General features: G+C 69.0%; 22 protein-coding genes and 1 pseudogene. 20 read left to right on the top strand and 3 right to left on the bottom strand.

The genetic code is table 11. The annotated features are described in order from the left end of the window. The first annotated feature begins 20 nt into the window (after nucleotides 1-20). From F4561_RS00545 to F4561_RS32210, 16 genes are all read left to right on the top strand, one after another. A complete protein-coding gene (locus F4561_RS00545; protein ID WP_184573655.1) occupies nucleotides 21-380 on the top strand; it encodes an NADH-quinone oxidoreductase subunit A in 360 nt (119 codons plus the stop codon). 90 nt (nucleotides 381-470) lie between these two features. Then, complete coding sequence (locus F4561_RS00550; RefSeq protein ID WP_184573657.1) at nucleotides 471-1,025, top strand: NuoB/complex I 20 kDa subunit family protein; 555 nt, start codon at nucleotides 471-473, stop codon at nucleotides 1,023-1,025. Then, nucleotides 1,022-1,780: an NADH-quinone oxidoreductase subunit C gene (locus F4561_RS00555; RefSeq protein ID WP_184573659.1), complete on the top strand. Its 759-nt coding sequence runs from the start codon at nucleotides 1,022-1,024 to the stop codon at nucleotides 1,778-1,780. The genes F4561_RS00550 and F4561_RS00555 overlap by 4 nt, the downstream gene beginning before the upstream one ends. Nucleotides 1,781-1,808: 28 nt before the next feature. Then, a complete protein-coding gene (locus F4561_RS00560; protein WP_184573661.1) occupies nucleotides 1,809-3,110 on the top strand; it encodes an NADH-quinone oxidoreductase subunit D in 1,302 nt (433 codons plus the stop codon). Then, complete coding sequence (gene nuoE / locus F4561_RS00565; RefSeq protein WP_312885083.1) at nucleotides 3,107-3,826, top strand: NADH-quinone oxidoreductase subunit NuoE; 720 nt, start codon at nucleotides 3,107-3,109, stop codon at nucleotides 3,824-3,826. The genes F4561_RS00560 and nuoE overlap by 4 nt, the downstream gene beginning before the upstream one ends. Next, on the top strand, nucleotides 3,823-5,142 hold the full coding sequence (gene nuoF, locus F4561_RS00570) for an NADH-quinone oxidoreductase subunit NuoF (RefSeq protein WP_184573665.1): 1,320 nt from the start codon (nucleotides 3,823-3,825) through the stop codon (nucleotides 5,140-5,142). The genes nuoE and nuoF overlap by 4 nt, the downstream gene beginning before the upstream one ends. Before the next feature lie 58 nt (nucleotides 5,143-5,200). Further along, the gene (locus F4561_RS00575) at nucleotides 5,201-7,663 is read left to right on the top strand and encodes an NADH-quinone oxidoreductase subunit G (protein ID WP_184573667.1); all 2,463 of its coding nucleotides are present in this window, start codon (nucleotides 5,201-5,203) and stop codon (nucleotides 7,661-7,663) included. Continuing rightward, nucleotides 7,660-9,030, top strand: a complete 1,371-nt coding sequence (gene nuoH / locus F4561_RS00580) for an NADH-quinone oxidoreductase subunit NuoH (RefSeq protein WP_184573669.1) — start codon at nucleotides 7,660-7,662, stop codon at nucleotides 9,028-9,030. The genes F4561_RS00575 and nuoH overlap by 4 nt, the downstream gene beginning before the upstream one ends. Beyond that, nucleotides 9,023-9,565: an NADH-quinone oxidoreductase subunit NuoI gene (gene nuoI / locus F4561_RS00585; RefSeq protein ID WP_184573671.1), complete on the top strand. Its 543-nt coding sequence runs from the start codon at nucleotides 9,023-9,025 to the stop codon at nucleotides 9,563-9,565. The genes nuoH and nuoI overlap by 8 nt, the downstream gene beginning before the upstream one ends. Nucleotides 9,566-9,624: 59 nt before the next feature. Next, nucleotides 9,625-10,488, top strand: a complete 864-nt coding sequence (locus F4561_RS00590; RefSeq protein ID WP_246437310.1) for an NADH-quinone oxidoreductase subunit J — start codon at nucleotides 9,625-9,627, stop codon at nucleotides 10,486-10,488. Next, nucleotides 10,476-10,775: an NADH-quinone oxidoreductase subunit NuoK gene (gene nuoK / locus F4561_RS00595; protein ID WP_184573675.1), complete on the top strand. Its 300-nt coding sequence runs from the start codon at nucleotides 10,476-10,478 to the stop codon at nucleotides 10,773-10,775. Before F4561_RS00590 ends, nuoK begins: the two co-directional genes overlap by 13 nt. 83 nt (nucleotides 10,776-10,858) lie before the next feature. Then, on the top strand, nucleotides 10,859-12,742 hold the full coding sequence (nuoL, locus tag F4561_RS00600; RefSeq protein ID WP_376773686.1) for an NADH-quinone oxidoreductase subunit L: 1,884 nt from the start codon (nucleotides 10,859-10,861) through the stop codon (nucleotides 12,740-12,742). After that, entirely contained in the window at nucleotides 12,743-14,308 is a 1,566-nt protein-coding gene (locus F4561_RS00605; RefSeq protein ID WP_184573677.1) for an NADH-quinone oxidoreductase subunit M, read from the top strand. It abuts the gene before it with no gap. Beyond that, entirely contained in the window at nucleotides 14,305-15,990 is a 1,686-nt protein-coding gene (nuoN, locus tag F4561_RS00610) for an NADH-quinone oxidoreductase subunit NuoN (RefSeq protein WP_184573679.1), read from the top strand. Before F4561_RS00605 ends, nuoN begins: the two co-directional genes overlap by 4 nt. A 149-nt stretch (nucleotides 15,991-16,139) precedes the next feature. Continuing rightward, complete coding sequence (locus F4561_RS00615; RefSeq protein WP_184573681.1) at nucleotides 16,140-17,144, top strand: polyprenyl synthetase family protein; 1,005 nt, start codon at nucleotides 16,140-16,142, stop codon at nucleotides 17,142-17,144. A 363-nt stretch (nucleotides 17,145-17,507) separates the two neighbouring features. Further along, the gene (locus F4561_RS32210; RefSeq protein ID WP_246437113.1) at nucleotides 17,508-18,080 is read left to right on the top strand and encodes a PRC-barrel domain-containing protein; all 573 of its coding nucleotides are present in this window, start codon (nucleotides 17,508-17,510) and stop codon (nucleotides 18,078-18,080) included. Between the two features lie 168 nt (nucleotides 18,081-18,248). On the opposite strand, the gene rarD is transcribed toward F4561_RS32210, so the two are convergent. Next, the gene (rarD, locus tag F4561_RS00625; protein ID WP_184573683.1) at nucleotides 18,249-19,181 is read right to left on the bottom strand and encodes an EamA family transporter RarD; all 933 of its coding nucleotides are present in this window, start codon (nucleotides 19,179-19,181) and stop codon (nucleotides 18,249-18,251) included. Between the two features lie 129 nt (nucleotides 19,182-19,310). Between rarD and msrA the strand changes: the two genes are divergently transcribed. From msrA to F4561_RS00645, 4 genes and pseudogenes are all read left to right on the top strand, one after another. Next, nucleotides 19,311-19,976, top strand: coding sequence for a peptide-methionine (S)-S-oxide reductase MsrA (gene msrA, locus F4561_RS00630; RefSeq protein WP_184573685.1), 666 nt, complete (start codon nucleotides 19,311-19,313; stop codon nucleotides 19,974-19,976). Nucleotides 19,977-20,048: 72 nt separating this feature from the next. Then, nucleotides 20,049-20,402: a type II toxin-antitoxin system RelE/ParE family toxin gene (locus F4561_RS00635; RefSeq protein WP_184573687.1), complete on the top strand. Its 354-nt coding sequence runs from the start codon at nucleotides 20,049-20,051 to the stop codon at nucleotides 20,400-20,402. Between the two features lies 1 nt (nucleotide 20,403). After that, complete coding sequence (locus F4561_RS00640; RefSeq protein ID WP_184573689.1) at nucleotides 20,404-20,703, top strand: helix-turn-helix domain-containing protein; 300 nt, start codon at nucleotides 20,404-20,406, stop codon at nucleotides 20,701-20,703. Nucleotides 20,704-20,710: 7 nt separating this feature from the next. Continuing rightward, a pseudogene (locus F4561_RS00645) lies at nucleotides 20,711-20,830 on the top strand (peptide-methionine (S)-S-oxide reductase MsrA); the annotation flags it as partial. A 35-nt stretch (nucleotides 20,831-20,865) separates the two neighbouring features. Here F4561_RS00645 and F4561_RS00650 read toward each other — a convergent pair. After that, a complete protein-coding gene (locus F4561_RS00650; RefSeq protein WP_221445315.1) occupies nucleotides 20,866-21,474 on the bottom strand; it encodes a Uma2 family endonuclease in 609 nt (202 codons plus the stop codon). A 110-nt stretch (nucleotides 21,475-21,584) separates the two neighbouring features. Then, nucleotides 21,585-22,043: a hypothetical protein gene (locus F4561_RS00655; RefSeq protein ID WP_184573691.1), complete on the bottom strand. Its 459-nt coding sequence runs from the start codon at nucleotides 22,041-22,043 to the stop codon at nucleotides 21,585-21,587. Nucleotides 22,044-22,081 lie beyond the last annotated feature (38 nt).

The following is a 22,081-nucleotide window of genomic DNA, read 5'->3' on the forward strand; positions in this document are numbered from 1 at the left end:
TTGGAGGGGAACGGTTAGCAATGGAGCTGTACGCACCCATCTTCGTGCTTGGCGGGATCGGGGCGGTGTTCGTCGTGGTCTCGATGGTCGTGGGCGCGATCGCCGGTCCCAAGCGCTACAACCGCGCCAAGCTGCAGGCCTACGAGTGCGGCATCGAGCCGACACCGCAGCCTGCCGGCGGCGGCCGCTTCACGATCAAGTACTACCTCACGGCGATGCTCTTCATCGTCTTCGACATCGAGATCATCTTCCTGTACCCGTGGGCGATCCACTTCGACGCGCTCGGGGTGTTTGGTCTGGTGGCGATGCTCCTCTTCCTGGTGAACGTGTCGATCGCCTACGCCTACGAGTGGCGCCGCGGGGGGTTGGAATGGGCCTGATCCGACGCAACGGGCGCGCGCGGCCCGGCGGGCACCCGCCACGAGTGCAGAGCAGCAACCGACCGCGATACCGGAAAGGGGGTTCGCCGGATGGGAGTTGAGGAGAAGCTGCCCAGCGGGATCCTGCTGTCTACCGTCGAGCAGGCGGCGGGCCTGGTCCGCAAGAGCTCGATGTGGCCCGCGACGTTCGGGCTGGCCTGCTGCGCCATCGAGATGATGTCCGTGGGCGGACCGCACTACGACCTCGCCAGGTTCGGCATGGAGAAGTTCGGCGCCACCCCGCGCCAGGCCGACCTGATGATCGTCGCCGGGCGGGTGAGCCAGAAGATGGCGCCCGTCCTCCGGCAGATCTACGACCAGATGCCCGAGCCCAAGTGGGTCATCTCGATGGGGGTCTGCGCCTCCAGTGGTGGCATGTTCAACAACTACGCGATCGTGCAGGGCGTCGACCACGTGGTCCCGGTGGACATGTACCTCCCTGGCTGCCCGCCGCGGCCCGAGATGCTCATGGACGCCGTCCTCAAGCTGCACGACCAGGTGCAGAACACCAAGCTGGGCGCGCACCGTCAAGACCAGCTTGAGGAGGAGGAACAGCGCAGGCTCCGTCGCAGCCTGCCCCTGATCGAACAGGAGGCGACTTCATGAGCAACGAAGATCATGAAGGTGAGCCTACCCTAAACGGCGACCAGAATCTGCCCGCCCGAGCGGGTGAAGAGCGTCTCAGCTCGCCGGTCGCCCGTACCGGCATGTTCGGTGCCAATACAACCGGGGACACCTCCGGATACGGCCGGCTGCTCGTCCGGCGCCCGCCACCGCAGGTCTCCGAGCGTCCGTTCACCGACCCCGACGACCCGCGTACCGCTCGGTTCGACGAGATCGCCGACGCTTTGGAGACGGCGCTCGGCCAAGGGCCGGCCGACTTCGGCACCGCCATCGAGCGGGTCGTGGTGGACCGGGGGGAACTCACCTTCCACGTCCGGCGGGAGCACCTGGTGGAGGTGGCCCGCCGGCTGCGGGACGACCCCGCTCTCCGGTTCGAGCTGTGCCTCGGGGTGTCGGGCGTGCACTACCCGGACGACACCGGCCGGGAACTGCACGCCGCCTACTGGATGCGCTCGATCACGCACAACAACGAGCTGCGGCTGGAGGCGAGCTGCCCCGACGCCGACCCGCACATCCCCTCGATCGTGGACGTCTACCCCACGAACGACTGGCACGAGCGCGAGGCCTACGACTTCTTCGGGATCGTCTTCGACGGGCATCCGTCCCTGACCCGGATCGAGATGCCCGACGACTGGCTCGGTCATCCCCAGCGCAAGGACTACCCGCTCGGCGGAATCCCGGTGGAGTACCGCGGCGCGACCATTCCGCCGCCCGACGAGCGGAGGTCCTACACGTGAGCGAGCTGGGAAGGAGGGGAGCGCGATCATGAGCACGAACGTGACCGAGGACTATATCGACGCTTCGGGTGGTGACTGGGAGGAGGTCATCGCCGCGGCGCAGGAAAGCGGCGCCGAGCGACTCGTAGTGAACATGGGGCCGCAGCACCCCTCCACGCACGGCGTTCTGCGGCTCATCCTGACGCTCGACGGTGAGACGGTGACCGACGCCCGGGTGGGTATCGGGTACCTGCACACCGGCATCGAGAAGAACATGGAGTTCCGGACGTGGACCCAGGGGACCACGTTCGTGACCCGCATGGACTACCTCACGCCGATCTTCAACGAGACCGCCTACTGCCTGGCGGTGGAGAAGCTACTCGGCATCACCGACGAGGTCCCCGACCGGGCCAACGTCATCCGGGTGCTGATGATGGAGCTCAACCGGATGTCCTCGCACTTCGTGGCGATGGCGACGTTCGGCATGGAGCTCGGCGCGACCACGATCATGACGAACGGCTTCCGCGAGCGCGAGATGGTCCTCGACATCTTCGAGCTGATCACCGGCCTGCGGATGAACCACGGTTACGTCCGGCCCGGCGGTGTCGCCCAGGACCTCCCCAATGGGGCGACCGGGAAGATCCGGGAGCTGCTCAAGGAGATGCCCAAGCGCATCACGATCCTGCGCAAGCTCCTGGACGCCAACCCGCTCTACCTCGCCCGTACGCGCGACGTCGCCTACCTGGACCTGGCCGGGTGCATGTCGCTGGGCGTGACCGGCCCACTGCTGCGCGCCTCGGGTCTGGGCTGGGACCTGCGCAAGGCCAAGCCGTACTGCGGCTACGAGAACTACGAGTTCGACGTCCCGGTCTCCGACGGCTGCGACGTCTACGCCCGCTACCGGGTGCGGGTGGCCGAGCTGGAGCAGAGCCTGCGCATCATCGAGCAGTGCCTGGACCGGCTGGAGCCCGGGCCGGTAATGGTGGACGACCCCAAGATCGGGTGGCCGGCCCAGCTCAGCCTCGGCCCCGACGGACTGGGCAACTCGCCCGATCACATCGCGCACATCATGAGCGGCTCCATGGAGGCGCTGATCCACCACTTCAAGATCGTCACGGAGGGGTTCCGGGTACCCGAGGGCCAGGCCTACTCGGCGGTGGAGAGCGCCAAGGGCGAGCTCGGCTGCCATGCCGTCAGCGGCGGCGGGACACGTCCGCACCGGGCGCACTTCCGCGACCCCTCCTTTGTCCACCTGCAGGCGGTGGCGGCCATGTGCGAGGGCGGATCGGTGGCGGACGTCATCGCCGCGGTGGCAAGCATCGACCCCGTGATGGGAGGGGTGGACCGGTGAGCACGAGCAAGACGTTCCCCGACGAGGTCAAGGCCCGACTGGAGGTCGACGCCAAGGAGATCATCGCCCGGTACCCGCAGTCGCGCTCCGCGCTGCTTCCGCTGCTGCACCTGGTGCAGGCCGCGGAGGGCTACGTGAGCTCCGCGGGCATCGCGTTCTGCGCCGAGCAGCTCGGGCTCACCAAGGCCGAGGTCACTGCCGTGGCCACCTTCTACACCATGTACAAGCGGCGCCCGGTGGGCGACTACCACGTGGGCGTCTGCACAAACACGCTGTGCGCGGTCATGGGCGGCGACGAGATCTTCGAGACGCTCAAGGAGCACCTGGAGGTCGGCAACAACGAGGCGACCGAGGACGGCAGGGTCTCGCTGGAGCACGTCGAGTGCAACGCGGCCTGCGACTTCGCGCCGGTGGTCATGGTCAACTGGGAGTTCTTCGACAGCCAGACCCCGGAGTCCGCGAAGCAGCTCGTGGACGACCTGCGCCTGGGCAACGACGTCCGGCCGACCCGCGGACCCGACAGCCTGTGCACCTTCAAGCAGGCGTCCCGGCTGCTGGCCGGGTTCGCCGACGACCACGCCACCGAGGGCCCGCAGGCGGCCGGCCCGTCGCTCGTCGGGCTGGAGCTGGCCCGCGAGCGCGGCTGGGCGGCGCCCGATCCGAACAACCTGCCGCCCGCACCGGCTCTCGACGAGGGTGAAGGGGGAGCGAAATGACCACGGACGCGCACCCGGCGACGACACTGACCCCGGTGCTGTCGCGGAACTGGGACCGCCCCGACTCGTTCACGCTCGCCGGGTACCGGGAAACCGGCGGCTACGAGGCGCTGCGCAAGGCGCTCACCATGGAGCCGGCCAGCCTGGTCGACCTGGTGAAGTCCTCGGGCCTGCGCGGACGCGGCGGCGCGGGCTTCCCCACCGGAATGAAGTGGAGCTTCCTGCCCGCGGACAACCCGAAGCCGCGGTACCTCGTGGTGAACGCCGACGAGTCCGAGCCGGGAACCTGCAAGGACATCCCGCTCATGCTGGCCGACCCGCACTCGCTGATCGAGGGCGTCGTGATCTCGGCGTACGCGATCCGCAGCGCGCAGGCGTTCATCTACGTGCGCGGCGAGGTGCTGCACGTGATCCGGCGGCTCAAGCACGCGGTGGCCGAGGCCTACGACGCCGGACTGCTCGGCCGGAACATCCTGGGGAGCGGCTTCGACCTGGACGTGGTGGTGCACGCCGGCGCGGGCGCCTACATCTGCGGCGAGGAGACCGCGCTGCTGGACTCCCTGGAGGGGTACCGCGGGCAGCCCCGCCTCAAGCCGCCGTTCCCGGCGGTCTCGGGGCTCTACGCCTCGCCGACCGTGGTGAACAACGTCGAGTCGATCGCCAGCGTGCCGAGCATCGTCGCCAACGGCATCGAGTGGTTCACCGCCATGGGCACCGAGAAGTCCGCCGGGTTCGGGTTCTTCTCGCTCTCGGGGCACGTCGCCCGGCCGGGCCAGTACGAGGCCCCGCTCGGCGTCACGCTGCGCGAGCTGCTGGACATGGCCGGCGGGATCCGGGCCGGGCACGAGCTCAAGTTCTGGACCCCGGGCGGCTCCTCGACACCGATCCTCACCGAGGAGCACCTCGACACCCCGCTGGACTTCGAGTCGGTCGGCGCGGCCGGATCGATGCTGGGGACCCGGGCCCTGCAGGTCTTCGACGAGACCACCTGCGTTGTCCGTGCCGTCGGTCGCTGGATCGCGTTCTACGCGCACGAGTCGTGCGGCAAGTGCACGCCGTGCCGCGAGGGCAACTTCTGGATGGTGCAGGTGCTCGACCGGCTGGAGAACGGCACGGGCACCGAGGAGGACCTGGACAAGCTCCTGGACATCTGCGACAACCTGCTCGGCCGGGCGTTCTGCGCCCTGGGCGACGGCGCGGCCAGCCCGGTGATGTCCTCCATCCAGCACTTCCGCCAGGAGTACATCGACCACGTCGAGCAGGGCGGATGCCCCTTCGACCACCGCAAGTCGACCGTGTGGGGAGCCGACTCATGAACCGGCCCGCGGACCGGGCGAGCGCCCGCAAGCCGAACCGGACACGGGAGGGCGAGAATTGACCGTCACGACGAACACGGCGACCGGCGGCACTCCGGCCGTGCCGCCCGAGGACCTTGTCACCGTCACCATTGACGGGTTCCAGATCGAGGTCCCGAAGGGGACTCTGGTCATCAGGGCCGCGGAGCTGCTGGGCATCGAGATTCCCCGCTTCTGCGACCACCCGCTGCTGGACCCCGTTGGCGCGTGCCGGCAGTGCATGGTGGAGATCCCCGATGCCGGCAACGGCCGTGCGATGCCCAAGCCGCAGGCGTCCTGCACCATCACCGTCATGGACGGCATGGTCATCAACACCCAGTTGACCTCCCCTGTGGCGGAGAAGGCGCAGCGCGGGATGATGGAGTTCCTGCTCATCAACCACCCGCTGGACTGCCCCATCTGCGACAAGGGCGGCGAGTGCCCTCTGCAGAACCAGGCGATGAGCGCCGGCCAGGGTGAGACCCGCTTCACCGACACCAAGCGGACGTTCCCCAAGCCGATCCCGCTGTCGACCGGCATCCTGCTGGACCGCGAGCGCTGCATCCAGTGCGCGCGTTGTACCCGGTTCTCCGCCCAGATCGCGGGCGACCCGTTCATCGAGCTCCTGGAGCGCGGCGCGGAGGAGCAGGTCGGCATCGCCGACGGCGAGCCCTTCCAGTCCTACTTCTCGGGCAACACCGTGCAGATCTGCCCGGTGGGCGCGCTCACCGGCACCGCGTACCGGTTCCGCTCGCGCCCGTTCGACCTCGTCAGCACGCCGAGCGTGTGCGAGCACTGCGCGGCCGGGTGCGCCCAGCGTACGGATCACCGCCGCGGTAAGGTCACCCGGCGGCTGGCCGGGGACGACCCGCAGGTCAATGAAGAGTGGAACTGCGACAAGGGCCGGTGGGCGTTCACCTACGCCACCCGCTCGGACCGCCTCAAGCAGCCACTCGTCCGCGACGACGAGAGCCGCGCGCTGGAGGTGGCCTCGTGGCCGGAGGCGCTGACCCTGGCGGCGCAGGGGCTCGACCGGGCGCGCCGGAAGGGCCGGGTCGGTGTGCTCACCGGTGGCCGGCTCACCCTTGAGGACGCCTACGCCTACGCCAAGTTCGCCCGGGTGGCCCTGGGCAGCAACGACATCGACATGCGGGCCCGCGCCCACTCCCAGGAGGAGGCCGAGTTCCTGGCCTCCCGGGTGGCCGGTACCGGCATCGACGTGTGCTACGAGGATCTGGAGAAAGCGCCGGCGGTGCTGCTCGCCGGGTTCGAGCCCGAGGACGAGTCGCCGGTGGTGTTCCTGCGGCTCCGCAAGGGTGCGCGCAAGAACGGGGTTCCGGTCTACGCGATCGCCCCGTACGCGAGCCGGGGGCTGGACAAGGCGGACGGGACGCTCATCCCCACCGTGCCGGGCGACGAGACCCGCGTGCTCTCCGCTCTCGGCGACGTCCACCCGGAGGCCATGGAGGCGCTGCGTACTACCGGTGCCATCATCCTGGCCGGTGAGCGGCTCGCGGAAACTCCGGGGGCGCTGTCTTCGGTGGCCCGGCTGGCCGACCGCACGGGTGCCCGCCTCGCGTGGGTGCCGCGCCGGGCCGGGGAGCGCGGCGCGGTCGAGGCCGGGGCACTGCCCACCCTGCTGCCCGGCGGGCGACCGGTGTCCGACGCGACCGCCCGCGCGGAGGTGGCGCGGGCCTGGTCGACCAGCGCGCTGCCCGACGCGGAGGGGCGCGACACCGGCGAGATCCTCGCCGCCGCTGCGGCCGGCGAGCTGGAAGGGCTGGTCGTGGCCGGGGTCGACCTCGACGACCTGCCCGATCCCGATGGAGCGCGCGCGGCACTGGCCAAAGTGCCCTTCATCGTGAGCCTGGAGCTGCGGGCGAGCAACGTCACCGACCGCTCGGACGTGGTCTTCCCGGTGGCCGCGGTCGCGGAGAAGGCCGGGACCTTCGTGGACTGGGAGGGACGCGAGCGCCCCTTCGGCAACGCACTGAAGATCCAGGGCGTTCTCTCCGATCTCCGGGTGCTCGGGTCGATCGCCGACGAGATGGACGTCCACCTCGGCCTGCCCGATGCCGACACCGCGCGCGACGAGTTCGTCCGCCTCGGCGGTTGGGCCGGTGAGCGGTGCCCGGACCCGATCACCCGGCCCGCTACGCCCCGCCCTGAGCTCCGCGGCGACCAGGCGGTACTGGCCACCTGGAAGCAGTTGCTGGGTCGGGGCCGCATGGAGGACGGCGAGCCCTACCTCGCCGGCACCGCCCGGCCCGCCACCGCGCGGGTCTCGGCCGCCACGGCGGCCGCCATCGGGCTCGCGGACGGCGGATCGCTGGCGGTCACCGGCGAGCGGGGCACGGTCACCGTGTCAGCGGACATCACCGAGATGCCCGACGGGGTGGTGTGGCTGCCCGCCAACGCCCAGGAGTGCGACGTCGGGCGGGACCTGGGCGCCGCCTCCGGATCCATCGTGTCGCTGGCGACGAGTGCTGGGAGCGAGAAGTGACCCCCACAGCCCTGGAACCCGCGGAAGGCGGCCTCCTCCTGGCCGCCGAGGAGTCGCTTGAGGCGTTCGGCCACGACCCGTGGTGGGTGACGCTGATCAAGGCGGTCGTCATCTTCGTTTTCCTGATGGTCTGCGTGCTGATGATGATCATGGCCGACCGCAAGGTCATGGGCCGGATGCAGATGCGCCCCGGCCCCAACCGGTTCGGCCCGTGGGGTCTGCTGCAGTCGCTGGCCGACGGCGTGAAGCTGTCCCTCAAGGAGGACCTCATCCCTCGGGGCGTGGACCGCACGCTCTACATCGCGGCCCCGATGATCGCCGCGGTCCCCGCGTTCATGACGTTCTCGGTGATCCCGATCGGTCCCGAGGTAGAGATCTTCGGGCTGGTAACACCGCTGCAACTGACCGATCTCCCGGTCGCCGGGCTGATGGTGCTGGCCGCGGCCGCCATGGGGGTCTACGGCATCGTGCTCGGCGGGTGGGCCTCGCAGTCGCCCTACGCCCTGCTCGGCGGGCTGCGCGCCTCAGCGCAGGTGATCAGCTACGAGATCGCCATGGCGATGTCCTTCGTCGCGGTGTTCATGTACTCCGGGACGCTGACCACATCGGGGATCGTCGAGGCGCAGCAGTCCGTCTGGTTCGCGCTCATCCTCTTCCCCTCGTTCGCGGTCTACCTGGTCACGATGATCGGGGAGACGAACCGGCTGCCGTTCGACCTCGCCGAGGGCGAGGGGGAGCTCGTCGGCGGGTTCATGACCGAGTACGGGTCCATGAAGTACACCATGTTCTTCCTCGCCGAGTACGTGAACATGGTGACCGTCGCGGCCGTCTCGGTCACGTTCTTCCTCGGCGGCTACCACGCGCCACCCCCGATCACCATGGTCTGGGAGGGCGCCAACGCCGGCGCGTGGCCGGCCCTGTGGTGGCTGGTCAAGTTCATGGGCGTGATGTTCCTGTTCATCTGGGTGCGGGGCACCGTGCCCCGGATCCGCTACGACCAGCTCATGAGCCTCGGCTGGAAGGTCCTTATCCCGGTGCAGCTGGTGTGGATCACCGCCGTCGCGATCGTGCGGATGCTTGTCAACGAGGGGGCTCACCCCGCGGTGACCGGCGGAGTGGTCGTCGCGTTCTCGGTGCTGGTCATCGCCTCGATCTACGGGTGGAACCGCACTGTGCGGCGCCAGCGCGCCGCCGAGGCCGCGGAGCACGCCGAGGAGGTGCGGCGGATGCGCGAGAACCCCGCTTACGGCGGGTTCCCGGTTCCGCCCGCGAACGCGCCGCACTACGGCAGCAGCGTCCCCGCTGAGGAACCCCGAAACACCCCACCGGCCTCGACCGGCAAGCGTGAGGAGGTTACCGGTGCTTGAGTGGCTCAACCCCGTGAAGGGATTCGGCGTCACCTTCCACACCATGTTCAAGAAGGTGCCGACGATCGAGTACCCCGAAAAGCCGCGCGCCACGGCGCCGCGCTTCCACGGGCGGCACCAGTTGAACCGCTGGCCCGACGGCCTGGAGAAGTGCATCGGCTGCGAGCTGTGCGCCTGGGCGTGTCCGGCCGACGCGATCTACGTGGAGGGTGCCGACAACACCGAAGAGGAACGGTTCTCTCCGGGCGAGCGGTACGGGCGCGTCTACCAGATCAACTACCTGCGGTGCATCCTGTGCGGGCTCTGCGTCGAGGCGTGCCCCACACGCGCGCTGACGATGACGAACGAGTACGAGATCGCCGACGACAACCGGGAGAGCCTGATCTGGACCAAGGAGCAGTTGCTCGCCCCGTTGCGCGAGGGCATGGAGGACCCGCCGCACCCGATGCGGCTCGGCGAGACCGAAGAGGACTACTACCGGCTGGGCCGTGGCACCGGCCGGTCAGCGGAGAGTGACAGCGAGGCGGTTCAGTGACCGCGCATCCCCTACAAGCGACAACTCTGGCGGCCTCCACCGTCTCCGGTGCGGAAGGTATGGCCTTCTGGGTCATCGGCACCGTGGTGGTGCTCGGCGCGATCGGCGTCGTGCTCAGCCGCAAGGCCGTGCACTCGGCGGTCATGATGGCGATCGTCATGCTGGGGCTGGCCGTGTTCTACGGCATGAACCAGGCCCCGTTCCTGATGGTCGTGCAGATCGTCGTCTACACCGGCGCCGTGCTGATGCTGTTCCTGTTCGTGCTGATGCTGGTCGGGGTCAGCTCCGCCGACTCCCTGGTCGAGACGCTCCGCGGGCAGCGCGTGCTGACCGCGGTAGTCGCGGTCGGCTTCGTGTTGGCGCTCGTGTCGGGCCTGGGCCGTATCGCCGTGAGCGACTTGAGAAGCCTGGACGACGGCGTGACCGCGGCGGGCGGCAACGTCCCGTGGATCGCGAGCGAGGTCGTCTTCCGCTACGTCATCGCTTTCGAGGCCACCGGCGCGCTGCTGATCACGTCGGTCCTGGGGGCCCTGGTGCTGGCGCACTCCGCCCGGATCAAACGGCCCCGCACCCAGAAGGTGCTCTCACGGGAGCGGATCCGCGGCGACCACCCCACCCCGCTGCCCGGCCCCGGCACCTACGCCCGGCACAACGCGATCGACATGCCGGCGCTGCTCCCCGACGGATCGGTTTCCCGGCTGTCGCTCAACGCGGTGCTCACCGCGCGCGATCCCGAACTGCAGTCGGACGTCCCACGCGACGTCCAGCTCGGCGAGGCCGCGGTGCCCGCCCCCGGGAGCGCGTCCGACTCCGCGTGGTCCAAGGAGGCGCACGCCGAGGACGAGCGACCACCGGGGCGTGACGCCGCGGACGACGAGGACGAGACCGACGGAGGGGAGGATGGGCCCTCATGGACCCGATGAACTACATCCTGCTCGCGTCGGTCCTGTTCACCATTGGTGCCGCCGGCGTGCTGGTACGCCGTAACGCGATCATCGTCTTCATGTGCGTCGAGCTGATGCTCAACGCGTGCAATCTGGTGTTCGTCGCCTTCGCTCGAATGCACGGGGACATCGAAGGCCAGGTGATCGCGTTCTTCGTGATGATCGTGGCCGCGGCTGAGGTCGTCGTGGGACTGGCGATCATCATGCAGATCTTCCGGACCCGCAGGTCGGCGTCGGTGGATGATGCCAACCTGCTCAAGCACTAGAAGGCGACGTGGCTGTGTTTTCGGTGACGAATGACCTACACCTCGCCGCGCCTCCCGCGGCCGCCGCGGAGGCCAGCGGTGCGATCCTGCCCAATGCCTGGCTGCTGATCGCGCTCCCCCTCGTGGGTGCCGCCATCCTGCTTCTCGGCGGCCGGCGCACAGACGGCTGGGGCCACTGGCTCGCCGTGCTGCTCCCGCTGGGGAGCTTCGGATGGGCGGCCCTCACGCTCGTCGAGCTGCTCGGCATGGACCCGCACGACCGGAGCATCCCGGTCACGGTCTACACGTGGTTCTCCGCCGGAGAGCTCACGGCCGACGTGGGGCTGCTCATCGACCCCTTGTCGATTACCTTCGTGCTGCTCATCACCGGTGTCGGCTCGCTGATCCACATCTACTCGATGGGCTACATGGAGCACGACCCGGGGAGGCGGCGGTTCTTCGCCTACCTGAACCTGTTCGTCGCGGCCATGCTGGTGCTGGTCCTGGCGGACAACTTCGTGCTGCTGTTCCTGGGCTGGGAGGGAGTCGGCCTGGCCTCCTACCTCCTCATCGGGTTCTGGCAGTACAAGCCGTCGGCGGCGGTGGCGGCCAAGAAGGCGTTCCTGATCAACCGGGTCGGTGACCTGGGGCTGCTGATCGCGATCATGATCATGTTCAGCATGTTCGGAACGGTCGCCTTCAGCGGGGTCTTCGGGGCCTCCGAGGAGGCCGGCCAAGGAGCGCTGACCGCGATCGGCCTGCTGATCCTGCTGGGCGCGTGCGGGAAGTCCGCGCAGCTGCCGCTGCAGGCGTGGCTGCTGGACGCCATGGAGGGCCCGACCCCGGTCTCGGCGCTGATCCACGCGGCGACCATGGTCACCGCCGGTGTCTACCTGATCGTGCGCACCGGCCCGATCTTCGAGGCCGCGCCCGCCGCGCAGCTCACCGTCGCCATCGTGGGCGCGGCGACGCTGCTCGCCGGCGCGGTCATCGGCTGCGCCAAGGACGACATCAAGAAGGCGCTGGCCGGGTCGACGATGAGCCAGATCGGCTACATGATGCTGGCCGCCGGCCTCGGTCCCATCGGCTACGCCGCCGCGATCGCCCACCTGGTCACGCACGGCTTCTTCAAGGCCGGGCTGTTCCTCGGCGCCGGGTCGGTGATGCACGGCATGCACGACGAGGTGAACATGCGCAGGTACGGCGGGCTGCGGGCGGCCATGCCGGTCACCTTCGCCACGTTCGGCCTGGGCTACCTCTCCATCATCGGGGTCCCGTTCCTGTCGGGGTGGTGGACCAAGGAGAGCATCATCACGGCGGCGTTCGACTACGGGGGCCTCACGGGGCAGCTTCTCGGCGGGGCGACGCTGCTGGGCGCCGGGCTGACCGCGTTCTACATGTCGCGGATCATGTTCCTGACATTCTTCGGCGAGAAGCGCTGGGCCGAGGACGCGCACCCGCACGAGTCGCCGGCCTCCATGACCATCCCGATGGTCATCCTGGCGGTCGGCTCGGTGGCGCTGGGCGCGTTCCTGGTGTTCGGGTACCGGTTCGCCGAGTTCCTTTCCCCGGTCGTGCACCACGAGGAGCACCACTTCGACCTCGCGCACATGCTCACCGCCCCGCCCTCGCTGGCCGCGATCGGGGTGCTGGTCGTGGGGGTCGCCATCGCGTGGCTGCGCTACGGCCGGGCCGCGGTGTCCGAGACCACGCCCAAGGGCAGTTTTGTCACGGTGGCCGCCCGCAACGAGCTGTACGGCAACACCATCAACGAGGAGCTGTTCATGCGCCCAGGCCAGGCGCTCACGCGCGCCATGGTCGCCGTCGACGACAAGGTGGTCGACGGCGCGGTCAACGGGGTGGGCACCGGCACGCAGGACGGGTCGCTGCGCCTGCGCGGGTTGCAGACCGGATTCGCCCGGACCTACGCGCTGACGATGCTGTTCGGCGCGGCGATCGTCGTCGCCATTCTGGTGGTGAGGTTCTAGATGAACATCCCCTGGCTCACACTCGCCATCGCGCTCCCCGCCATCGGGGCGCTTGTCGTCGCGCTGCTCCCGCCCGGCCGCAGCGAGCTTGTCAAACGGCTGACACTCGGGGTCAGCCTGGGCACGCTGCTGCTCGTCGGCGCCATGGCGCTGCGCTTCGACCCGGGAAGCGCCGCACGGCTGCAGTTCGAAGAGATCTACCCGTGGATCCCGCGGTTCGGTGTCAGCATCGCCCTCGGGGTCGACGGCATCGCGCTGGTGCTGATCCTGCTGTCCGCGGTGCTGGTGCCCCTGGTGGTACTGGCCGCGTGGCGGGAGAACGAGGAGACCGGCGACGACGGAAAGGGCTACTTCGCGCTGATCCTCGCCCTTGAGGCGATGATGATCGGGGTCTTCGCGGCCACCGACGTCTTCCTGTTCTACGTCCTCTTCGAGGCGATGCTGATCCCGGTCTACTTCATGATCGGGCGCTACGGGCACGGTCCGAACCGCCGGCGCGCGGCGATCAAGTTCCTGCTGTTCAGCCTGTTCGGCGGGCTGCTGATGCTGGTCGCCGTGATCGGCGTGTACGTCCTCGGCGGCACGTTCCTCTGGGCCGACCTGGTCGGTCCCGATGGCGGTCTCGCCGGAGTGGACGCCACGGCGGCGCGCTGGCTGTTCCTCGGCTTCTTCATCGCGTTCGCGATCAAGGCACCGATGTGGCCGGTGCACACCTGGCTGCCCTCGGCCGCGGGGTCGTCGCGTCCGGGAACCGCGGTGCTGCTGGTGGGCGTCCTGGACAAGGTCGGCACGTACGGCATGCTGCGGTACTGCCTGGAGCTGTTCCCCGAGGCCGCGCACTGGTTCGTCTGGCCGGTGGTGGTGCTCAGCCTCGTCAGCATCGTCTACGGGGCGATCCTGGCGATCGGGCAGAGCGACATGCTGCGCCTCATCGCCTACACCTCGCTGTCCCACTTCGGCTTCATCACCCTGGGCATCTTCGCGATGACCTCGCAGAGCCAGGCGGGCGCGGCGCTGTACATGGTGAACCACGGCTTCGCGACCGGTGCGCTGTTCCTCATCGTGGGCTTCCTGATCGCCCGCCAGGGGTCGACCCTGATCGCCGACTACGGCGGCGTGCAGAAGGTCGCCCCGAAGCTCGCCGGGGCGTTCCTGGTGGCCGGCCTGGCGGGATTGTCCCTTCCCGGCCTCGCCCCGTTCGTCAGCGAGTTCCTGGTGTTCGTCGGTACCTACGCGTTCCACCCGGTCCCCGCGATTATCGCGGGCGCGGGTGTCGTGCTGGCCGCGCTCTACATCCTGTGGATGTACCAGCGCACCATGACCGGCCCGGCCCCCGAGAAGTTCGGGGAGTCCTCCGGGTTGTCCGACCTGTCCGGACGCGAGGCATGGGCGGTCGGCCCGCTCATCGCGCTGATCCTGCTCTTCGGCGTGCAGCCGCAGCCGTTGCTGGACGTCATCAACCCTGCTGTGGAACAGACCATGCACCAGATCGACGCCACCGACCCTGAACCGGTGATCGGCTCGGCCGATCAGTCCGCCGACGGGCAGGAAGGAGCGAGCGAGTGATCTCCCTGACCGACTCGGTATCCGCGGCGGCGGTCGCCTCGCCCCTCATCACCGAGCAACCGCCCGCTATCGACTACGCGCTGCTCTCCCCGATGCTGGTGATCTTCGCGGCGGGTGTGGTCGCCGTGCTGATCGAAGCGTTCGCCCCCGCGGCGCGGCGGCACTCGGTTCAGCTCGGGCTGGCGCTCGCGTCGGTGCTGGGCGCGTTCGTGCTCACCGTGCTCCAGGTGGGGGCCATGCCCGACGCCGAGCCGGGCATGGCGCCCGAGGAGGTCGCCGGGGTGACAACGGCGCTGAACAGCGTCGCGATCGACCGGCCGACCCTGTTCCTGCAGGGCACAATCCTGGTGCTGTCGTTCATCAGCCTGCTGCTGATCGCGGAGCGGCGCACCGGCGAGAGCGCGTTCGCCGCGCAGGCGGCCACGGTTCCGGGCAGCGAGGAGGAGCGCTCGCACGTGCTGGCGGGCTCGCGGCACACCGAGGTCTACCCCCTGGTGCTGTTCGCGTTGCTGGGCATGCTGCTCTTCCCCGCGTCCAACGACTTCCTGACGATGTTCGTGGCGCTGGAGGTGATGAGCCTCCCGCTGTACCTGCTGTGCGGGCTGGCGCGCCGCCGGCGGCTGTTCTCCCAGGAGGCGGGGGTCAAGTACTTCCTGCTCGGGGCGTTCTCCTCGGCGTTCTTCCTGTTCGGTATCGCCCTGGTGTACGGCTACGCGGGGTCGGTCAACTTCGCCGACATCCACGAGGCGATCGGCACGGGCGGATCCCCGCTCTTCGTTGGCGGAACCGCCACGCCGCTGCTGCTGGTCGGCATCGCCATGATCGGGGTGGGCCTGCTGTTCAAGATCGGCGCGGTGCCGTTCCACAACTGGAAGCCCGACGTGTACCAGGGCGCGCCCACGCCCATCACGGCGCTCATGGCGTCCAGCGTCCTGGTCGCCGCCTTCGGCGCACTGCTGCGGGTCTTCTTCATGGCCTTCGGAGCGTCGGTGGACGAGTGGCGTCCGATGCTCTGGGTGGTGGCGATCCTCACGATGGTGCTGGCCGCGGTGGTCGCCGTGACCCAGCGCGACATCAAGCGGCTGCTGGCCTACTCCTCGGTGGTGCACGCCGGGTTCGTGCTGACCGCGGTCGTCGCCGCGACCCCGGACGGCCTGGCTGGCGCGATGTTCTACCTGGCTGCCTACGGGTTCACCACTATCGGTGCGTTCGCCGTGGTCACCCTGGTCCGGACGCACGAGAACGGCCCGGAGGCGGCGGACATCTCGCAGTGGGCCGGTCTCGGCCGGACCTCGCCGCTGCTGGCGGGGTCGCTGGCGCTGTTCCTGCTCGCGTTCGCCGGTATCCCGCTCACCAGCGGGTTCATCGGCAAGTTCGCGGTGTTCCAGGCGGCGGTGTCGGCCGGCGCGACCCCGCTCGTCGTGGTCGGTGTGCTGAGCAGCGCGGTGACGGCGTTCTTCTACGTCCGCATCATCGTGCAGATGTACTTCAGAGAGCCCGAGGGGTCCGGCCCGTCGGTCATCCGGGCCGGCGCGGTGACCGGTTCGGTGATCGGTGTCGGTGTCGCGGCTACCCTTTTCCTCGGGGTCTACCCCACCCCCGTACTGGACACGTTGCTTCCGCAGCCGGTGCAGGCGGCGGTGGAACCGGGTACGGCCACCGAAGACGGCTTCACCCGGTAGCCGTAAGCTCCTGTGTGGGGGCCTTTGGCAGTGGTACCGGGGTCAGATAGCTTGGCTACCCGGTTTGTGTTCATTTTTCAGTGCGCGCGATGCTCCCGCGGTACCCGTTGCGGGGGCATCGCGCGCCAGTTGACATGTGGAGCTTTCAGGTGAGCGGTGCTGTCCCGAGCGGTTTCCTCGCTCTGCCGAGTGTCGACGCGACCCTCGCCCGGGAGATCCAGGATGAGCTGGAAAACGTCGAGGAGGTGCTCAAGAGTACGGTCGAGGCCAGTGACCCTATGCTGTCCCAGTCCGCGAACCACCTGCTGTCGGCGGGGGGCAAGCGGTTCCGGGCCACGTTGGTGTTGCTCGCGTCCCGGTTCGGCGATCCCACCGCCGAGGAGCTGGTCCCGGCGGCGGCCGTGGTGGAGCTCACACACGTCGCCACCCTGTACCACGACGACGTGATGGACGAGGCCGAGCTGCGCCGCGGCGAGTACAGCGCCAACCAGCGCTGGGGAAACAGCATCGCCATCCTCACCGGCGACTTCGTCTTCGCGCGCGCCTCCGAGATGCTCGCCGACCTCGGGGTCGAGGCCGTGCGGCTGCAGGCGCAGACGTTCGGCCGCCTGGTGCAGGGGCAGGTACTGGAGACTTCGGGGCCGCGCGGCGACACCGACCCGCTCACGCACTACCTTCAGGTCATCGCGGACAAGACCGCGTCGCTGATCGCGTCCTCCGCCCGGTTCGGAGCGATGTTCGGCCGGGCCGATTCCGGGGTCATCGAAACCGTCACGCGGGCGTGCGAGGCACTGGGCATGGCGTTCCAGCTCTCCGACGACATTCTGGACGTCGCCGGTAGTTCCGAGGAGTCGGGGAAGGCACCCGGGACCGACCTGCGCGAGGGTGTGCTGACCCTGCCGATGTTCTACGCGCAGCGAAGCACCTCCCCCGAGGACAAGGGGTTGCAGGAGCTGCTGGGACGTCCGCTCGACGCCGACGAGGCCGGCGACGCGCTGCGCCTGCTGCGCGCGCACCCCGCCATGGAACTGGCGCGCGCCGACCTGCGCGCCTGGGCCGACAAAGCGCGCGCCGAGTTCGCCACCCTGCCCGATGTCCCGCCGCGGTGGGCGTTCGAGGCGCTCTGCGACTTCGTGGTGGAGCGCACCACCTGACACCGCGGGCGCGCGCTCCACTGCCGTCCGCGCCCGCCTCCCCGTGTGCTCGAGCCCCCGACTGGCCGGAAAGCCGCGACGAGCTGGGGCGGCCGCCCGGAGCGTCGCGAGCTGGCACCGTGTACCCGCGCAGCGGCCACCGGTAGGACTCGCGCCCCGGCTGCGGGGCGTTCGAGTGGGCCACCGCGTTCCCCGGTGTAACCCGAGGGTTTGTTCTTCCTCTCGCTCAAGTAATGGCTGAGTGACACCGGACGGTTCGGGGAATCTGCTCTAGTATCACTGCGTTGTCAATCGACTTCGCAGTGTCTTTCGCCAATGGGGGTCGGCGATATTCGCGTGCGATACGGGGGAGAGTGAATCGCCGTGACGGCACAGATGGGCGCGCAGTACCTGATCGGGCACCGGTTGCTGGACCGGGATGGCAACAGTGTCGGCAAGATCGGGCAGGTGTTCTTCGACGACCAGACCGACCAGCCGAAATGGGTCACCGTTCGCACCGGCCTGCTCGGCACGAACGAGAACTTCGTGCCGTTGCGCGGCGCGGGCATGGCCGATGACGCACTACAGGCCGCGTACACGACCGAGGAGATCAAGGCGGCGCCGAGCTTCGCGATCGATGAGCATCTCTCGGTGCACCAGGAGGACATGATCTACCGCCACTACGGGCTCAGCCCCGAGGTTCCGGCGCCGCGGAGCGCGGAGGAGCAGCCTGCCCAACAGCGGGGCAGGCACGCGCGTAGCCAGTGGTCCGCCGACGCGCCCGGCACCGGCGACACCGCCCCAGTGGACACCGGGGAGCAGGTGCCGGAGCCGATCGAGCGCGTCTCGGTCGCGAACGTCGACGAGCACCGTTTCCGCGATGCCGGAGACGGCATCGAGCGCGAGGGAGTGCGGGTGCTCCGGCCGGGCGAAGGCGACCCGCCGGCCGCCTCCTAGCGCAGAACGGGGTTCTGCGGTGCGTACGGTGGCCCTCACTCCCAGGAGGGGCTGCCGGGCGCCGCGCGGTGACGGCGGATGAAGCGGGGACGGGTGGCGCGGATGTGTTCCCGCCCCGGCCCCGCCGGCCGGAGCGTCCACAGTGCGCGGCGCGGGACCGCGCGCGGATCAGGAGCGCTCGGGGTCGGGGCGCACGGTTGCCGCCGAAGCCCTTCTGGCGGCCGACCGGTCGCGGGTGTTGCGCACCAGGTCGGTGGCGAACACCAGCAGGGCGCTCCACACGACGGCGAACCCGATCCAGCGGCCGAGCGACATCTCCTCCCCGAAGACCTGCCACGCGATGACGAACTGCATCACCGGCACTGTGAACTGCAACAGGCCCAACACACTCAGCGGGAGCCGGGACACCGCGAAGCCGAAGCACAGCAAGGGAAGCGCGGTGACGGCGCCGGTGCCGATCAGGAGCAGAGTGTGGACCGGTGAGATCTGCCCGAAGGTGCCCGTACCCATGGCGTGCAGGAACAGCAGGTAGCCCAGAGCGGGCAGCAGCATCAGCAGCGTCTCGCTGGTCAGGCTTTCCAGCCCGTCGAGCCGGATGAACTTCTTGAACACGCCGTAGAGCGCGAAGCAGAGCGCCAGCCCGAGCGCCAACCACGGGGGAGAGCCGTAGTCGAAGGTGAGCACCCCCACTGCCACGCCGCCGAGCGCGACGGCGGTCCACTGCAAAGGGCGCAGCCGCTCACCGAATATGAGCACCCCGAACACTACGCTGACCAGCGGGTTGATGAAGTATCCCAGGGAAGCTTGGAGCGCGTTTCCGCTGTTCACCGTGTAGATGAAGATTCCCCAGTTCCCGGAGATCACCGTTGCCGCGCCGGCGACCAGCAGGAGCTGGCGTGGTGAGCGCACTATCCGCAGTAGCCACCGCCAGTGCCGCATCACCAGGAGGACGAGCAGCATTCCCGCCAGGGACCAGACCATGCGGTGGGCGAGGATCTCCACAGCGCCGGTCGAGGAGAGAAACGGCCAGTAGAGCGTGGAGAGCCCCCACAGAACGTAGGAACTCGCCCCGATCACCAGGCCCTTCGTGGAATCAGGCACGAGGACAGCTTAGGTAAAGATTCATCCCATGAATAGTTAATTGTGCTTACATCCTCTCTTAAGCACCGCCGAAGAGCCGGGCCCGGCACCGGCCCGCCCGGCACCAAGGACGACAGCTAGGCTGGAGGCATGTTCGGGAACACGATGACCATGGTCGACCCGGCCCGCGCGCTGCCGGGCCGCGACACCCCGATTCCGGCGCCGCCGCGCCACGAGGTGCTCGGCACCGCGATGACCCCGCCCTACCCCGAAGGCAGTGAGATCGCCGACTTCGGAATGGGCTGCTTCTGGGGCGTGGAACGCATGTTCTGGCGCCTGGGGGCCGAGAACGGGATCATCACCACGGCCGTCGGTTATGCCGGCGGCTACACCCCCAACCCCACCTACGAGGAGGTCTGCACCGGGCGTACCGGCCACACCGAGGCCGTCCGCGTGGTCTTCGACCCCACCAGGATCTCCTACACCGACCTGCTGAAGGTCTTCTGGGAAGGGCACGACCCCACCCAGGGCATGCGCCAGGGCAATGACGCCGGCACCCAGTACCGGTCGATGATCCTCTACCACAGCGACGAGCAGAAGTCCGCCGCCGAGCAGAGCCGCGAGCTTTTCCAGCCGGTTCTCACCCGCGCCGGCTACGGCACCATCACCACCGAGATCACTGCCGCGGGCCCCTTCTACTTCGCCGAGGGGTACCACCAGCAGTACCTCTCGGATGCCAAGAACCCGAACGGGTACTGCGGCGTAGACGGAACCGGCGCCGCCTGCCCGGTGGGTGTCGCCCGCGCCAAGGGGTAAGCCGGCCGAACGATCGGCGGATTGTGCGGGAATACCTTCGGTCCGCACCTCCCGGGATATAGCATTCATGCTATGTCTTGGGGTACGGTCGAGTTGGAACCGGAAGTTCGTACGTGGCTTGAGCAGTTGCCAACGGCGTGGTTTGCCAGGACGGCGTTCTATATCGACCTACTCGCTGAGCAGGGGCCGCTGCTGAGTGAGCCGTACACGAAGCAGTTGGACGGTAAGCTGCGCGAGCTGCGGTTCCATCTGGACCGGGACGCCGTCCGCATTTCGTACTGGATCGCTCCGGGTAGGCGGATCGTGCTGCTGACGGTGTTCTACAAGACGCGAACGCGGGAGCATCGCGAGATCGAGCGGGCGCGTCGGGCGTTGCGTCGGTGCGTCACAGAAGCGCACACCGTCGACGACAGAGGTGAGGGATGAGATGAGCGCTCGCACCACTTGGGGGGAGCTGCGGGACAGGCGCATGGATGAGCCTGGTGCGGCCGAAGAGTACGAAGCCGCTCGACTGGCCTACGAACTCGGACGCACTGTCCGGAGAATGCGTGTGGAGCGCGGGTTGAGCCAGATCAGTCTCGCCAGGGCAGCGGGTATGACCCAGTCGGCGGTGGCTCGATTCGAGGCCGGTGGAACCGTGCCGAGCCTGCCCGTGCTGGAGCGCCTCGCCCACGCTCTCGACGCCGATCTTGCCGTCACACTTACACCGCGCAGTCCGGCGGCGTGACCGCATGCCCTTCTACTTCGCCGAGGGGTACCACCAGCAGTACCTCTCGGATGCCAAGAACCCGAACGGGTACTGCGGCGTAGACGGAACCGGCGCCGCCTGCCCGGTGGGTGTCGCCCGCGCCTGAGGGACCTCGCAGGCGCGGGCACTCCCGGCCCCGGCTCACTCGCCGGCGATGTGCTCCCTCCAGGGGCCGTCGGCGGTGAGCCAGTGGGGGACCAGCCGCACCGGGAACGGCAGGTCGGTCTCGAACACGGCCTCCCCGAACACCTGGGTGGTCTCGATGTACCTGCCGTCCTCCAGGCGCAGCTCGATCAGGCCGGTCTTGTCGGGCGACGGGCTGATGATCCAGTACGACTCGATGCCGAACTCGGCGTACTCGCGCCGCTTGGTGTGGTTGTCCCGCAGGACGCTCTCCGGCGAGACGATCTCCACGGCCAGCAGCGGCGGCCGGGTGAGATAGGGACTCTCGAAGTCCTCATCCCGGATTACCGCGAGGTCTGGTACGCGGTGGTGGGTGCGCTCGGCGTTGAAGTTGACCCCAGGCCCCGTGAGCACTCTGTAGCCGTCAGGGGCAGTGATCCCTAGATGAATTGTCAGGCGGGAATCAATCAGGCTGTGCATTGACACTGGCGCGGGAGACACGTCAAGCCTCCCGTCGACCAGCTCGTAGCGGCGCCCGTCGTCCGGGGTGTCCGCCAGGTCGTCCACGGTGAGCGGCCGGTCCGTGGGAAGGTCGTGTCCGCACTCGTTGGGAACCATGAGTGTCATTCTGCCTCCTCGTTCGCATGGCGACGAGCATCCCGCAACAATGTCCGGTTACGGGCGGGTACGGGAAAACCCGCGGCGGCCGGTTCGCGCCGGCGCTGTTCCCCGGCCGCTCAGGTCGAGGTGCGCCAGATGTCCGCCCCGCGGATCCAGCGCTCGGTGAACGCGGCCTCGACCGCGTCCGGGTCGCCGGACTCCTCCAGCCAGAAGGGCGCCGGCCAGAGGTCCACCCCCAGCGGTTCGACCGAGCGCAGCGGAGCCGAGCAGGTGAAGCAGCGCCGCCAGGCGTCGTGGCGGAACGCCCCGCCGCACTCGCAGGGCGCCAGGCGGGCCTCGATCGCCGCCATCATGTCCGCGAAACTCCCGGACGCGTGCTCGCGGACCTGGCGGTAGACCGGGTCGTACCAGCTCACATCGACGCGCCGGGGACAGTCGCCGCAGTACAGGAAGGTGCAGTCCATGAAAGGCGAGTGGTCGACGCGGTACAGTGCCTCTCCGCATCCGGGGCAGTCGACCGGAGCGGCGTTCAGCCAGTTGTCGTCGTCGTGGTCCTCGGAGGCGGCGGTGTCCATGGGCGGTAGCGTCGCACATCCGCGCGGCCGCGGCACCA

The sequence above is a fragment of the Lipingzhangella halophila genome (assembly GCF_014203805.1).
In the GTDB taxonomy this organism is placed as follows: domain Bacteria; phylum Actinomycetota; class Actinomycetes; order Streptosporangiales; family Streptosporangiaceae; genus Lipingzhangella; species Lipingzhangella halophila.